The sequence below is a fragment of the Vreelandella venusta genome (genome assembly GCF_015689495.1).
Lineage (GTDB): Bacteria > Pseudomonadota > Gammaproteobacteria > Pseudomonadales > Halomonadaceae > Vreelandella > Vreelandella venusta.
On sequence record NZ_CP065135.1, the window covers coordinates 2,250,160 to 2,262,309 of the forward strand.

19 protein-coding genes and 1 tRNA gene are annotated in these 12,150 nt (G+C 54.3%); 1 reads left to right on the plus strand and 19 read right to left on the minus strand.

What is annotated here, in order from left to right:
* Positions 1-22 precede the first annotated feature (22 nt).
* Both IR195_RS10760 and IR195_RS10765 read right to left on the minus strand, forming a co-directional pair.
* Positions 23-997, minus strand: coding sequence for a serine/threonine protein kinase (locus tag IR195_RS10760; RefSeq protein ID WP_125748251.1), 975 nt, complete (start codon positions 995-997; stop codon positions 23-25).
* A gap of 33 nt (positions 998-1,030) precedes the next feature.
* Complete coding sequence (locus IR195_RS10765; protein ID WP_125748254.1) at positions 1,031-1,750, minus strand: ComF family protein; 720 nt, start codon at positions 1,748-1,750, stop codon at positions 1,031-1,033.
* Positions 1,751-1,836: 86 nt separating this feature from the next.
* Between IR195_RS10765 and IR195_RS10770 the strand changes: the two genes are divergently transcribed.
* Positions 1,837-1,921 (plus strand) — tRNA-Leu (locus IR195_RS10770).
* 12 nt (positions 1,922-1,933) lie between these two features.
* Here the strand turns inward: IR195_RS10770 and IR195_RS10775 are convergent.
* From IR195_RS10775 to IR195_RS10855, 17 genes are all read right to left on the minus strand, one after another.
* On the minus strand, positions 1,934-2,863 hold the full coding sequence (locus IR195_RS10775) for a tyrosine-type recombinase/integrase (protein ID WP_206047476.1): 930 nt from the start codon (positions 2,861-2,863) through the stop codon (positions 1,934-1,936).
* A 62-nt stretch (positions 2,864-2,925) separates the two neighbouring features.
* Positions 2,926-3,243: a helix-turn-helix domain-containing protein gene (locus IR195_RS10780; protein ID WP_206047477.1), complete on the minus strand. Its 318-nt coding sequence runs from the start codon at positions 3,241-3,243 to the stop codon at positions 2,926-2,928.
* Positions 3,244-3,252: 9 nt separating this feature from the next.
* Positions 3,253-3,564, minus strand: coding sequence for a hypothetical protein (locus IR195_RS10785; protein ID WP_206047478.1), 312 nt, complete (start codon positions 3,562-3,564; stop codon positions 3,253-3,255).
* 41 nt (positions 3,565-3,605) lie between these two features.
* Complete coding sequence (locus IR195_RS10790) at positions 3,606-3,986, minus strand: hypothetical protein (protein WP_206047479.1); 381 nt, start codon at positions 3,984-3,986, stop codon at positions 3,606-3,608.
* 38 nt (positions 3,987-4,024) lie between these two features.
* Positions 4,025-4,243 (minus strand): hypothetical protein, encoded by a 219-nt coding sequence (locus tag IR195_RS10795; RefSeq protein WP_206047480.1) that lies wholly within the window; start codon positions 4,241-4,243, stop codon positions 4,025-4,027.
* Between the two features lie 2 nt (positions 4,244-4,245).
* The gene (locus tag IR195_RS10800) at positions 4,246-4,581 is read right to left on the minus strand and encodes a hypothetical protein (RefSeq protein WP_206047481.1); all 336 of its coding nucleotides are present in this window, start codon (positions 4,579-4,581) and stop codon (positions 4,246-4,248) included.
* Positions 4,582-5,278: 697 nt separating this feature from the next.
* Positions 5,279-5,830: a hypothetical protein gene (locus IR195_RS10805; protein WP_206047482.1), complete on the minus strand. Its 552-nt coding sequence runs from the start codon at positions 5,828-5,830 to the stop codon at positions 5,279-5,281.
* On the minus strand, positions 5,831-6,034 hold the full coding sequence (locus IR195_RS10810) for a hypothetical protein (protein WP_206047483.1): 204 nt from the start codon (positions 6,032-6,034) through the stop codon (positions 5,831-5,833).
* 174 nt (positions 6,035-6,208) lie between these two features.
* Positions 6,209-6,406 carry a hypothetical protein gene (locus IR195_RS10815; protein WP_206047484.1) on the minus strand — a complete coding sequence of 66 codons (198 nt, stop codon included), beginning with the start codon at positions 6,404-6,406 and terminating at the stop codon, positions 6,209-6,211.
* Entirely contained in the window at positions 6,403-6,828 is a 426-nt protein-coding gene (locus tag IR195_RS10820) for a hypothetical protein (RefSeq protein WP_206047485.1), read from the minus strand. The genes IR195_RS10815 and IR195_RS10820 overlap by 4 nt, the downstream gene beginning before the upstream one ends.
* Positions 6,829-6,860: 32 nt before the next feature.
* Positions 6,861-7,808, minus strand: a complete 948-nt coding sequence (locus tag IR195_RS10825) for a recombination-associated protein RdgC (protein ID WP_206047486.1) — start codon at positions 7,806-7,808, stop codon at positions 6,861-6,863.
* Entirely contained in the window at positions 7,808-8,458 is a 651-nt protein-coding gene (locus tag IR195_RS10830) for a DUF1281 family ferredoxin-like fold protein (RefSeq protein ID WP_206047487.1), read from the minus strand. The genes IR195_RS10825 and IR195_RS10830 overlap by 1 nt, the downstream gene beginning before the upstream one ends.
* Positions 8,459-8,497: 39 nt before the next feature.
* Positions 8,498-10,123, minus strand: a complete 1,626-nt coding sequence (locus IR195_RS10835) for a lambda-exonuclease family protein (protein ID WP_206047488.1) — start codon at positions 10,121-10,123, stop codon at positions 8,498-8,500.
* Positions 10,120-10,875 carry a recombinase RecT gene (locus tag IR195_RS10840; protein WP_206047489.1) on the minus strand — a complete coding sequence of 252 codons (756 nt, stop codon included), beginning with the start codon at positions 10,873-10,875 and terminating at the stop codon, positions 10,120-10,122. Before IR195_RS10840 ends, IR195_RS10835 begins: the two co-directional genes overlap by 4 nt.
* A gap of 67 nt (positions 10,876-10,942) precedes the next feature.
* Positions 10,943-11,260, minus strand: a complete 318-nt coding sequence (locus IR195_RS10845) for a DUF551 domain-containing protein (RefSeq protein WP_206047490.1) — start codon at positions 11,258-11,260, stop codon at positions 10,943-10,945.
* Positions 11,257-11,511, minus strand: coding sequence for a hypothetical protein (locus tag IR195_RS10850; RefSeq protein WP_206047491.1), 255 nt, complete (start codon positions 11,509-11,511; stop codon positions 11,257-11,259). The genes IR195_RS10845 and IR195_RS10850 overlap by 4 nt, the downstream gene beginning before the upstream one ends.
* 1 nt (position 11,512) lies before the next feature.
* A complete protein-coding gene (locus IR195_RS10855; RefSeq protein ID WP_206047492.1) occupies positions 11,513-12,124 on the minus strand; it encodes a hypothetical protein in 612 nt (203 codons plus the stop codon).
* Positions 12,125-12,150 lie beyond the last annotated feature (26 nt).

Genomic DNA, 12,150 nt, shown 5'->3' on the forward strand with positions numbered 1-12,150 from the left:
TAATTAACTACCGCTGCAATTGTTATGCTAGCCAAATAGGCTTTTCAAGCTGTAACAGCTGCTGTTCAAGCTGGCGGATATGCTGATCCCAATATCCGCTCTCCGCCAGCCATGGAAAGGCACGAGGAAAGGCCGGGTCATCCCAACGAGAAACAAGCCATGCGGTGTATCGGATAAGGCGATAAGCCCGCAATGGCTCGATCAGCGACAGCTGGTGTTGCGGAAATGCTTGCTCCTCTTCATAGCCTTCAACAATTTCACTTAGCTGCGCTCGCCAACCGGATGGATCATCAACAGGTAACAACATCCATATATCTTGGATAGCGGGCGCCATAAGACAATCGTCAAAATCCACTAAGGTAAATGAGTCATCTCTTCCTAACACATTGCCCAAATGACAATCACCATGCGTTCGAATCATTTGATCGCTGGCAATAGGGTGCTTTTCTAGTTGAGCTAGTATTTTCTGGACAACGTTATGATAAGCGCGCTGCTGATGCTTGCTTAGTCTTTTACTGTCGATAACACGCGCCACCGCATCATCAATACCGTGCTGCCACGCTACGCTTGGACGATACTGAAACGCCTTTCGCGATGACACTGCATGTAGCCGCCCTAATGCATTACCCAATGCAAAAAGATGCGACGGATTGTCTAGCTCAGGCGCTTGACCACTGCACTGCGGATAAAGCGTGAAGCGAAATTGCTGGTAAGTATGGAGTGATTGGCCATGCGGGTCACACCAGGGCGCAACAACGGGCACATTTGCAGCAGCCAACTCTTGAAGAAAATCATGCTCCTCCTGAATAGTCTCATCCGACCAACGACCAGGACGATAGAATTTCACAACCCAGCGCTCACCGTCATCGTCACGAAACATCAGCACTCGATTTTCATAGCTATTAAGTGCAAACGGCTCACCAGCCGGCCAAATCCCAACAGACTCCGCAGCAGACATCACAGTGTCCGGAGAAAGCGTACTAAACGGGTGTGGCATATACCGCTCCTGTGCAATTAAGCCTGCATTCTATCAATTATGCACCAGAGGTGTTCGAGCAACCGCCCAAATATCGACACGTTTAGCACCCGCACGAAGCGCCTCTTCAGCAAGTGCTTGGCAGGTTGCGCCAGTAGTAACAACGTCGTCAATGATAGTGAGATGTGATGGCAGAGGGCCATTAATGTGAAAAGCACCTATCAAATTTTTTGCTCGCTCTTTTCTGCTTAACGTCCGCTGAGACGGCAACTGGTGACTACATTCAGCCGTTACTACGGGCAATTTGACCCGCTTGCCTAATTGACCAGCCAACCAGTGAGACTGATTAAAACCACGCTTCCGCGCTCGGGTGCTATGCATCGGCACCGGCAATAGCCCCTCCCCCAAGCTACTAGGTGGTTTACTCATCATCAGCTCTACCAGCAGCATGCCCGCACGGGGTGACGCATTAAATTTAAAGTCATGAACCAACGCTCTTATAGGTTCTTCAAATAAAAGCTCCGCCGTCGCGGCAGTAAACGCAGGAGGGCTCTCTCTACAGTGCCCACAGACGGGTTGGGCGGATGCCTCGCCCCCAACCGCCAAGGGCTCTTTACACTGCCAGCAGCCATGAGCATTCCAGGGCAACTGTGCAAAGCACTCCTGGCACCAACCACTACTGGTTTGCTGGGGAGATAGGCAAAACGCACAATAACCTGGCAACCCCTTTTTGGCCCAAGCGCTTGCACAATGTACTAACCGCGTCAGGAGCATACTTTCCTCAGACTGATTTAATTAACAATTTTAGTGACACACCGTTGACATTAATACGAATGCTGTTAATATACGTCTCGTCTTCAGCGGATGTGGTGGAATTGGTAGACACGCTAGATTTAGGTTCTAGTGCCGTAAGGTGTGGGAGTTCGAGTCTCCCCATCCGCACCAATTTGATTTACCTTAGTTTCTTGTCTTTCCTAGCATTTTCTCAATACTCACTAGATTGTCTTGTGTGACCGGATTGTGACCTAGCCTGTTTACGGCTTCCCTCACTCTCTGCGGTGCCAAGTGAGCATATCGCTCAGTCATAGTGATGCTCGAATGCCCCAGTAATTCCTTTATTACTTCCAGTGGAACCCCATCGCTCACCAGCCAAGATGCTGCCGTGTGGCGTAAATCGTGTATCCGCAAATCCTCTAGCCTTACCCTTTTTACTGCTTGAGCGAATCCTGCGCGAATACACTTAACACGCTCACCGTTTTCTCTGGCAAATACCCATGGACAGCCTGGGGCACTACTGGATCGCCAGGATAGTCTCCGCCTTATTGCTGCCTGAGCCACACTATTAAGCGGAATATTTCGAGGCTTGCCAGACTTCGTGTGACTGCTGAGTAACGTCAGCGACTCTCTACCTGGGTCCAGACTAACGCGCGACCACTCAAGACCAAGCAATTCACCGCGGCGGCATCCAGTGTGAACGGCTATCTCGATAAAATCGGCCAGCAACTCCCCATGCCTTTGCTGCCTTGCGGCCGTTACCAGTCTGCCAACCTCGCCTCGGGTCAAATACCTCTCCCGATGCCGGGCTTCCCGCGTCAGCCTTCCCTTGACTGGATTGTCTAAACCCCACTCCCATTCCCGATTGCAGTAGTTGATCGCCGACGACAGTGCGGCCAGCTCTCGGTTAATAGTTGCGTTAGCCCTGCCCTCTGATTGGCGATAGCGGATATAGCCTTTAACATCTGCGCCGGTGATAGCCCCGATCTCTACGCCGCCAAAGTAGCGACGCAGATTGCCTATCTGATACTTGATGGTTTCCAAGCTGCGCAAGTGTGCTGACCCGCGCAGATATTCCACCATCACTTCCTCAAAGCTTCGCGGCTGCTTCACGTCCCAGTGCTTGCTCTGGTGCGACTCGGCTCGCCACTTCGCCTCCACCGCCTTTGCTTCATTTAAGTCCGTTGACCCAGTAGAGCGTCTAATTCGCTTGCCGCCTGGGTCGTTGTACGATGCCCACCAGAACGGCGAGCCTTTCCTTTTATGTGGCATACAGATTTTTCCCCTTTCTGCACGCCGGGCGCGCTGTGACTTTCTATCTCTAGCGCGTCGGCGTCAAGCTCTCCAATGCGTCGAATACTGCCCATAGTGACCCGCCGGCCTTTTCCCTCACCGGCTGCCGTTAGCCTTCCCTGCCGAACCATCTGTCGTACCGTCCAGTGCGAGACGCTGAGCATTTCAGCGGCCTCGGCGTATGTGACCAGTGCTTTCATGGCAACACCTCACCAAACTTCGGTTTCAATAAACTCACCGCAATGATGCTCACGTGGCGTAACGATATGCCCCGTATCAATTCGCATAGTGCAGTTATCCCAACCCAACATTGACACTCTATCCATGCCTGCCACTGGCGCCGTCCGAGTGCATTCGCCCACGCTCGCACCCAATGGATCCCAATGATCGCACCCAGCACAGCAAGGTCCGTGCTGCTCATAGAACTGCTTGATGTTCTTACGAACCAAGGCATCCTTCTCTTCATCACTGCGAACGATGCCCATCAAGAAACGGCTGACTGCCACCCGCTCAATATCCATGTTGCCTCCCAGGAAAAACAAAGCCGCCTCTTGGGCGGCTGTTAAGATTCATTGACGATGCGTATCGCTTGCCTGAGCGTATGGTTCTCGGTTCGTAGCTGCATATTTTCCTGCTCATGCTTTGATGCTCGCGCCTCAGCCCTCTCAGCGTCACGCTTAGCGCTTTCCTCGGCAGAGTTGTAAAGCTGCTTTCGGTAATCCTCAATGGCGTCATGCGCCCGCTTGCTGTTCAGGTGCAGCCAATCTGGATCCTCGGACAATCCCCTTACTGCCTCAATGATCAAACCGCCCGCCTTTTCATTCATGCTAGTGACGGTCACCAGCCCTAGTCGGATAGTCAGTATCGGGTAGTTGGCATGACGACCAAACAGCTTGCCCCTCTTGATACTGAGCTTGGTAAAGCCCCATTCAATAACCCACATTACGTGCCTCCATTAAAAAGCCGCCCTGGTGGCGGCTGTTATTGATGCGCTTCTCGCTCAGTACACGGCGGCGGCATTGGGTCGCCTTCGTATCGCTCGACGGTGCTGATCGACAAGCCGCGCAAGTGCCAGTCACCGACCATGTGCTTTCGCTCGTCCAGCGTCTCGCCGTCATTGATCCACGCCATCGCCACGTTGCCGCCGCATACTGGGCAGTTGGCCAGTATCATCTGGCCGAGGTGTTTTCGCTCTGTCATCGTCACTCCATTAGCTCCAATGCCTGATTAACAATCTCCTCAACCCGCCCGCAATAGTCGCGAATCTCATTCCCGCGCCCGTTATCGGTGTGCACCAGTATCTCCCTGGCCGTTTCGCTGATATTGCTATCGACTTCGTGCCAGATATTAAGCACAGCGTTGTATAGCGCCCGCTCCTTAGTCGTGCCATCAAGCTGCATTCGATGGATGTACTCATACAGGCACCGAGTCAGCGCCGCCGTTGTCGTATCGCCGCTGACGCTGATATGGCCTTCCTGAGCATCGGGCATGTGGCAGCGCCAATACGTGCCGTCTTTTCTTAGCCGGGGCTTTTGCATGGATCACTCCGTTAGCAGGTGGATAGCAAAACCTATTGCGCTGGTTAAGCCTACTGCTAAGGCGAATCCACCAAGGGCCGCTGGATGGCCATAATGATCAGCAATAGGCAAATACAAAGCCAAGGAAATCACTGCAAGTATTAGCCACCCGAAACCCTTTTTGAGATTACTTTTCATACATCCTCCGGCTTTCGATGCCACACAAATTCGATTCCGCCATCTTCTGCGAAAACCTCACCTTCTTTACCGCAGTTTTCGCAGGCGACAGGCGACCCATGCATGAATAAGCCTAAGGGTTGCCCTTTTTTGCATAGCACCTTTATCCTGCCGCCGCATCGGTGGTGCCTGCCGCCTGCTATTCGCCATTGCGCTTTTTCTTCTGGCGTGCATATTTCTACGTTGATTCGCATATTCATAAAAACCTCGCATAAAAAACCGCTCACTGGCGGTAGTCTTTGAAAAGTCGTGTCGATAACCGCCAGAGCGGCGTATCAGGTATGCGCCTACGCACTGCCAGCGCGGCGATGCGGCGGGCGTTGGGTAGCTGATCGAGCATGCTCAAACTCCGTGCAGCGCACGATAACGCGGCTTTTGCTTTTGCTTTTGCTCATTGCGGGCATGGTGGAAAACGGCAGGCGGCTGCAGTCGTCGAAAGTGTGGCGGCAGGCCATGCAGAGGCTGCCCTTGGGTTGGTGGGTCATTGGTAGCCTCTCTCATGCTTACTCATCCAAGCAGCAAAAACGCCCTCCAGGTGAATCCTGACTGGCAATATGGATGCATTGTGCGCCTCTGCCTTAAAGCTCGCGGCTCCGATCATCTGTTGCTCAGCATCGCGGCGGGCGAGGCTGGTTTCGGGCGTTTCCACGGCGGCGCGTGCAAATGCACTGTGCATCATTGCGAGCGCCTGACACTCTCCTTCATGTTCTGGCTCGCAATGAGTGGGAAGCCAGAGGTCTTTTATGCGCAAAGCGCCTTCAATTTCGTGCGCCAAGCTTTCCACATGCGCCGCCAGCGCATCCCGCTCACCTTCCATCTTCTGCCGCAACGCTATCTGCGCTTCCTCTGCAGCTTTGTGCATATCCCGCTCGCGCTCCAGCTCGGCAATGCGGGCATCCCGATAAGCCAGCTCGGCTGCAATGTCGCTCTTGCTATGCAAGCCCTCGGCAGTCATAGCATTTGCATGACGCCAGTAATGCCCGCCCTGCTTATCCAGTGCCATGATGTCGCGCTTTGCGTATTGGTCAGCCATCTATGCCGCCCTCATGCTAACAAGCTGCCGCCGCAGCTCTTTGTTATCAGTTTCCAGTGCATCGTTCTCGGCCTGCAGACGTGCGTTATCTGCCTCGGCAGCATCCAGCTTTTCAAGCGCGTCAAGCCGCTCACTGACTAAATCATCATTGCGCTGGCTAAGCTGCTCAATGACAGCCTCTAAATTCTCAATTTTTCGTTCCATGGGTATCTCCGGTGATTATGTAACGGTCGCGGCTCGGCCCTACTAGCGGCTTTTGACCTGGTTCTAAATGCCAATCGAACATGTGCCAGCACTCGTCACACTGCTTCTTGTTGATTGAGCGGAAAAGGCGTAGGCGGGTGCAGCCGCACTTTGGGCATTGCTTGGTGGTGGGTTTCATAATCCAGCTTTCAGATAGGTATGCTCTGCCCGGTGCTTTAGGGCGTTTTTCAGGCATCGCCGATGATTGGCTTCAAGCTTTGCATCGCTTACCCGCCGCGCCTCCCTGATCTGAGCGATGGCAAAGTGGCAATCCTGGTTCCAGAAGCGTCGATTCCTTTTGCGGCAGGCGCTTATTTCTTCGTAGGTCGTCATATCGCCATCGCTTTGCTTTTGCGTCGACGGTGTACGCGCTGACACACCGCCGTCATCCGCATAACCGCGTTTTCTTTTGCTCTTCGTCGTACGTCGATTGGCATGGTTTTTAGCCTTCGGTATAGCGCGCCCATGGCGACAGGCTGGCCAATTCCGGCCATGTAATCGTGCGCTTGCGGTACGGTCATCATTCTGGCTTCGATGCAGTCCATTAGGATTCTGTCTGTCTCTAACCAGTCTTTTCTCATTCGCCAGCCTTGGCGCTCTTTTGACATAAGCCCGATGCGCTGTGCAGCGCCGATTACGCTGTAAATCTCTCTACCCATATCGGCGGCTATATCGGCATACCGCCAACGTTGGTTTATGAGCGTTTCCAGCCGGTCGTACTCATCGCGAGACCAGCGGCGGTATTTGCGAGCCATATAGCCTCCAAAAGAAAAGGCCCTCTTGGGCCCTAGTCGGTTAATTCCATCTTGAATTTTTCCGGCGGCGCGTAAGCATCACCGCCCAACCATTCAACAATGCGGGCAACGCTCTGTCGTAGGCATCCGGCCATCAGCACAAAGTCTGTTTCCAGTCGCGCCAGGGCGTCGTCTCCATCGTCCGTCATATCCGCTTCTTCAATCAGCGCGTCGCCAAAACGTAGTGATTTCAGCGCCAAATCATCGTGCAAGACGAATGAAAGCTGACCCTCGATGCTCAACGCCAGCTTGCTAGCCTGCCGCCCACTCTCTAAGAGCTGCTGCATTTCGTCGCTATCGAGATCGACTTGCCGCCCCTTGACCACGCCGTCATCACCCTTGGCTTTCAGCTCCACGGTATCGCCTAGCTGTAGGTCGGCAGGCCGCGATGATGGGTCACCCAACCACGTCGTCATTGCTCGAATCGGCAACACCTGACTACTCAGAGGCGTCACTTTCAAACTGCCCAGAGTCTCCCGAAGCAGGTCGAGAACATCTTCCGCTCGGCTTCGGCTGCTGGCATTAACGCCGATCAGTTGACGCTCAGTGTCCCACCAGAGGTCTATTTTCTGACTGCGCACGAAGGCGCGGGGCATTAGCTCCTCGGTGACCCTCTCTTTAAGCGCTGTCTTTTCCTTGCGCGTTACCTTGCGGCCTTCGCGGGCTTCGATCTCAGCCACCTGCTCGTCGACTTCCTCTTTCACGACCGATGCAGGCAAAAGCCGCTCTTGGCGCAGTGCGGACAGGAGCCGGTGACCCTGTATTTCGTGAACAAGCTGGCCATTGCCCAATCGGCCAGCGGGCGCCGTCCAACCCAGGCGGCGGGCGTCTGCATCGCCTAGCGGCTTGGCGGCATAGCACGCCATTTGCTCGACTAGCTGCTCAAGGCCTATGGCTTGCTCGGCATGCAGGCGGTAGACGTGAAGGTTTTTGAACCACATTAGCCCTCCTCCTCTTCCGCATCCCAGCCCTTCACGTCAAGCGCAAAGGTTGACCACTTGGCACGCTCCTCTTCGTCCATCTTTTGCCAGCTGGGCGCTATATTCGGCTCCAGGACTTCGCCGTCTTTGAGCTTAAATGTCCCGCAGTTGCTGCCAATATCTTCATCGGCAAACGTGACCTCGATCACGTCATCTGGAAAACGTTTAGAAACTGACTCCAGCACGCCCTCTGGGCATGACCACGCGGTATCAAAACGAGCGATACCTTCATCTGCCTTTACGTCGCTTTCGCAGGCATTCCATTTAGTGCCCCAGACTTTTCGCGCAAACTCCATGCCGTGCAAATAGCCGCAGGCGCGGTAATTCTCGACCATCCCGATAAACTGCTGAAATGATTCATCGGATAGAGTCTTAATATCGAATCGCTGGCGACTTGCAGCTTGTAAGTCTCGCAAAAGCGGGTGTTCGCTCGTTGGAATGCCGCAAATTATCTCTGCCGCTTGCTCGGCGTCGCTAGCAATACCGCTCCAGTCATTGTTAGGCCCTGGAAAAGGGATGGCTAAAGAGAAGTCGACGTTACCCTTTTCGTTCGTCATGGCTTCAATGACGTGTTTCGGCGCTTTTACTACGTTGGTTACCCAATTAGGCATGATTATCTCCAGGTATTAAAAAAGCCCCTGCGTGAGGGGCTAGGCTGCGTTCAGTTGCTTCATGGCTTCGTTGTAGCCTGACCAGTGAGATACCCCTGCATCTTCTAGGGCATGAAGTCGCGCTTGGTCTGCCAGTAGCTGGTCATATTCCTTTCGACTGATCGTCACTTGCTCCGGCGCTTTAACTTGGCTACCACGCTGGAATGAATCGGCAGCGGCATTAATACGGCTGGTATCTATAGGCTTATGCTCGGCAGCGGCAGGCATCGGTTCAGGCTCTGGCTTGCGTTTCTCGGCTTCCTCGGCTTGGCGCTTAGCTTCCGCCTCGGCGGCTTCACGCTGCGCCTTGGCGGCTTCCTCCTGACGAATGCGTTCGCGCTCGGCATCCTGCTTCTTCTGCTCAACCTCTTTATGCTGAGCGATTCGGGCAGCAATCACCGCTTGCAAGTCGTCGCGCTGTTTCTGGATAAGGTCGCGCCAGTCGCTGAACAGGAAAGCGTATTCACCTTGCTCCTTATCGAGCAGCACTTTGTTGCCATTGATCTCGTTCGCCAACTGCTGGCATTCGATCTTGACGCGAGCGACTTCATCATCGGCAGCAGCCTGCAAGGTACTTATCGTCTTCTTGCCCTTTATAGCGCCTGGAATATCAATGCTATGTACTGGCTCAACAGGGCAATCCAGCGACTCAAGGAATTGATTAAAGGCGTAAGTAGCATTGCCGACAATCTCCAACCGCCTGTTTTCCTTCTCAGCCTTCACCATCTTGTTCAGGTGCAGCCGCTTTTGCCGCATGGTTTCGCGCAACTCGTCGATGGTGCTGAACAACTCGGCAATGCTGGCGGTCTGCTCAAGGGCGCGCTGCTTGCTTTCATCAAGCTGCTTTTCGCCTTTCTGCAACCATTTAACCGTGCTTTCAGCGTCGGCAAAGTCCTTGTCGGTGACCAGCTCGGTCTTGATGCCTACGATCATGGCCAGCGCTTTGGCTTTGAAGTCGGGAAGGTTGGATGCTTGCACGCCGCCAGTCATTTGAATGCTGAGCGCGGGCAGCTTGTCCGGCGCCTCGCCTTGCAGTGCTACCGTTTGCGCCTGGGGCTGGTAGGCTTCTAGGTCGGCCTTGAATTGCGCCCAGCCTGCGAACAGCGCCGCGATGCGCTCCGGCGTGGTGGTGTACCAAAAGTAGTTGCAGTCGTCTTCGGTGCCGTCGCTGGCCATAAATAAGCACTTCTCGGCACCGCTGACGGCTAGCTGCTGATCCATCTGCACTTTGTAATGCTCGGCCAACGTATCGGCCGTGGCGGCGCGCAGCTCGTCGTTGATGAGCTTGTGCTCCCAAATAACGTCTTCGAGCATGGTGCAACCGTCAAAGCTGGCTAGCATCCAGTCGTGCTCGTCGTGGGTGGCAGTGCAGGGGTATAGCTCCTCACCAATGATGCGCTCGGCAATCGGGCGTGCGCTGGCTTCGGCGGCATGGCCCTTGTCGAAGATCCGCTGCTGCGCTGGCGTCACCTCCGGCACCTCGCCTGTGTATTTCGTCTTGAGCAGATCAGAGCGCGACTGGTATTTACTGACTCCAGCCATCGCGGGAGCCTCAGACGCTGTGAAGCAAGAGGCGCGCAATGCGTGCCAATCCTGTGAGCCTTGGGCTACCTCATATACGTTCATGCTGCCTCCTGATTCGCTACGTTGCGGATCGCTTTTTTCTGGTCGTCGGTTAGCTCTGCTTTACTGCTAACCATGGAGATAATTTGCTCCGGCGTTTTCTTGCCTGACTCGATCAGGCCTTGCCATTTCGGAAAGTTGCTGTCGAAGGATTCGGCTGGGTAATGCGGCAGTGCCTGGGGCTGCGCTTGCTCCGCTGGCATCGGGTTAATTTCGCGCTCTTCGGGAATGTCGCGGGCTTCTTCGACAGTGATTAATCCGCCCAGCGCGTCGGCAAACTTGTCGCGTAAGGCGTAGCCGCGTGCGCGCCACATCAGCATGCGCTTTGGGTACTGGCTCCACGGCCCTTGCTTGCTCCACAGGCCTGCTTTTTGTGCATCTTCCTGGCTAAACTTCACCGTATGCTTGCTAGCGTCGCTCTTTCGCCACACAGTGCAGGTTGCCGTCATAGTGGCGTCATCAAAGCTCTCTTCATGGCCGCCAAACTTCGGGTGGCTTTGCACCAGGGCTAACAGCGCATCGCCGTAGATGGCGGGCTTGCCGTTGATTACCGCGATGTTCTGTAACGCCTGAATGGGGTTAAGGCCAATCTCTGACCCCATCATCATGGCGACCAAAGTGTCTTGCGGCTTTCCCTGATAGTGCTTCGGCACCATCTGGCTAGCAGACAGCATGTTGGCCATTTCAAACGCTTCATTGAGCGTTGACGGTTGCAGCGCAAAGCCTGCGCTGTTGCTTCGGGTGATGTTGCTCATATAAACTCCGTGTTGATCTTCTCGACGTTGATCTGGCCCGCTACCTGTTTGCCCAGGAGCGGGCTTTTTAGTTGGTGGGAGGGGCTGGTAGTGGCATCCAGTGAGTGATTCCGCGCAAGCGATCATCATGTGGATTGTAAAACTCACCGTCACCGCCAATGGTTCCTAAATACTTACCCACGTATGACCATCGCCCATTCCATAGGGCTAACTCTTTGTGAGACTTCTCTGGCAGTCGCTCATCAACGCTAATCCACCCAGCCAGCAGCGCCTTTAGCTCGTCTTCCTCAGCGGCGTTAAAGCGACTGCCACCTTTAGTGACTGGGTAGACCATGCCGACGCCCTCAAAGAAGCGCGGCGGGCCTGTGATTTTCCAGTTGCTCATTCCCACTCTCCCGCTAACAATTCCTTTTCCCACTGCTTAATGGCCTCGTCTCGGCATCCGTTGCCGTTGCGGTGACAGAAAATGTCGAGAATGTACTGCTCGTTTTCCTCTTGCCGACACCAACGCATGAGCGAGTCGGTCATGTTGTAATCGCCCTCTGCAAACATTTCCGAGGGCGTCGTGTCGGCCTCTGGCGAGAACTGCGGATACCGGATGGCGGTTTGATCGGGTACTGCATAAGCCATGTTCATGTCATGCCTCCTGCTTGACTGCGTCGTACTGCTGGATAGCCCACACGATGGCGTAGCAGCACCAGAGGTAGTGGGTTTTCCACCGCTTGCAGTCGACTTCCCAAAAGTCTTGGAATAGCTCTTCATCGTTGAAACGAAACTCCATGGCTGCATTGATAGCGCGCCATTCGTTGTCCGCCTCGCTCAGCACCTCGCTCTCTACCTCTTCCCACGCTTCGGCTTTGTCTTCTTCACTCCAATCCTCGGTGGCGTCTTCGAACCACTCTTTAATCTCAAGCCGAAACTTGTCTTCGACCCATTCCTTGCTGATCTCGTCCGGCGCGATGCTCGGCCCAGCCTGCAGCTTCTCTGCCCAGTAGCCGGGGTTAATGCCTATCTCGTCATTACGGAAGAACGCGAACATGTCCTCGATGCGTTGGAACACGTAGCAGCCCATGTCACCGCTTATGCACAGGAAGCCCGGCCATGTGGTGATGTTGAAATAACGGTCGCTGCTCTGGGGTCGAGCGCAACGCAGGTGACGATATAGGCCGTCATCGCGAATAACGGTTAGTTGGTGCTCGCCAATAGTCTCCTGAAAGCGCTCAAGTGGCGTTTTTTGAATCGCTGTCATGTCATGCCTCCTAATTGGTTCTAGCT

Bases quoted from the DNA above. Each gene is read 5' to 3' on its own strand.
- IR195_RS10760 (WP_125748251.1), bottom strand. From the start codon at position 997: ATGCCACACCCGTTTAGTACGCTTTCTCCGGACACTGTGATGTCTGCT.
- IR195_RS10765 (WP_125748254.1), bottom strand. From the start codon at position 1,750: ATGCTCCTGACGCGGTTAGTACATTGTGCAAGCGCTTGGGCCAAAAAG.
- IR195_RS10780 (WP_206047477.1), bottom strand. From the start codon at position 3,243: ATGAAAGCACTGGTCACATACGCCGAGGCCGCTGAAATGCTCAGCGTC.
- IR195_RS10785 (WP_206047478.1), bottom strand. From the start codon at position 3,564: ATGGATATTGAGCGGGTGGCAGTCAGCCGTTTCTTGATGGGCATCGTT.
- IR195_RS10790 (WP_206047479.1), bottom strand. From the start codon at position 3,986: ATGTGGGTTATTGAATGGGGCTTTACCAAGCTCAGTATCAAGAGGGGC.
- IR195_RS10795 (WP_206047480.1), bottom strand. From the start codon at position 4,243: ATGACAGAGCGAAAACACCTCGGCCAGATGATACTGGCCAACTGCCCA.
- IR195_RS10800 (WP_206047481.1), bottom strand. From the start codon at position 4,581: ATGCAAAAGCCCCGGCTAAGAAAAGACGGCACGTATTGGCGCTGCCAC.
- IR195_RS10805 (WP_206047482.1), bottom strand. From the start codon at position 5,830: ATGGCTGACCAATACGCAAAGCGCGACATCATGGCACTGGATAAGCAG.
- IR195_RS10810 (WP_206047483.1), bottom strand. From the start codon at position 6,034: ATGGAACGAAAAATTGAGAATTTAGAGGCTGTCATTGAGCAGCTTAGC.
- IR195_RS10815 (WP_206047484.1), bottom strand. From the start codon at position 6,406: ATGACGACCTACGAAGAAATAAGCGCCTGCCGCAAAAGGAATCGACGC.
- IR195_RS10820 (WP_206047485.1), bottom strand. From the start codon at position 6,828: ATGGCTCGCAAATACCGCCGCTGGTCTCGCGATGAGTACGACCGGCTG.
- IR195_RS10825 (WP_206047486.1), bottom strand. From the start codon at position 7,808: ATGTGGTTCAAAAACCTTCACGTCTACCGCCTGCATGCCGAGCAAGCC.
- IR195_RS10830 (WP_206047487.1), bottom strand. From the start codon at position 8,458: ATGCCTAATTGGGTAACCAACGTAGTAAAAGCGCCGAAACACGTCATT.
- IR195_RS10835 (WP_206047488.1), bottom strand. From the start codon at position 10,123: ATGAACGTATATGAGGTAGCCCAAGGCTCACAGGATTGGCACGCATTG.
- IR195_RS10840 (WP_206047489.1), bottom strand. From the start codon at position 10,875: ATGAGCAACATCACCCGAAGCAACAGCGCAGGCTTTGCGCTGCAACCG.
- IR195_RS10845 (WP_206047490.1), bottom strand. From the start codon at position 11,260: ATGAGCAACTGGAAAATCACAGGCCCGCCGCGCTTCTTTGAGGGCGTC.
- IR195_RS10850 (WP_206047491.1), bottom strand. From the start codon at position 11,511: ATGAACATGGCTTATGCAGTACCCGATCAAACCGCCATCCGGTATCCG.
- IR195_RS10855 (WP_206047492.1), bottom strand. From the start codon at position 12,124: ATGACAGCGATTCAAAAAACGCCACTTGAGCGCTTTCAGGAGACTATT.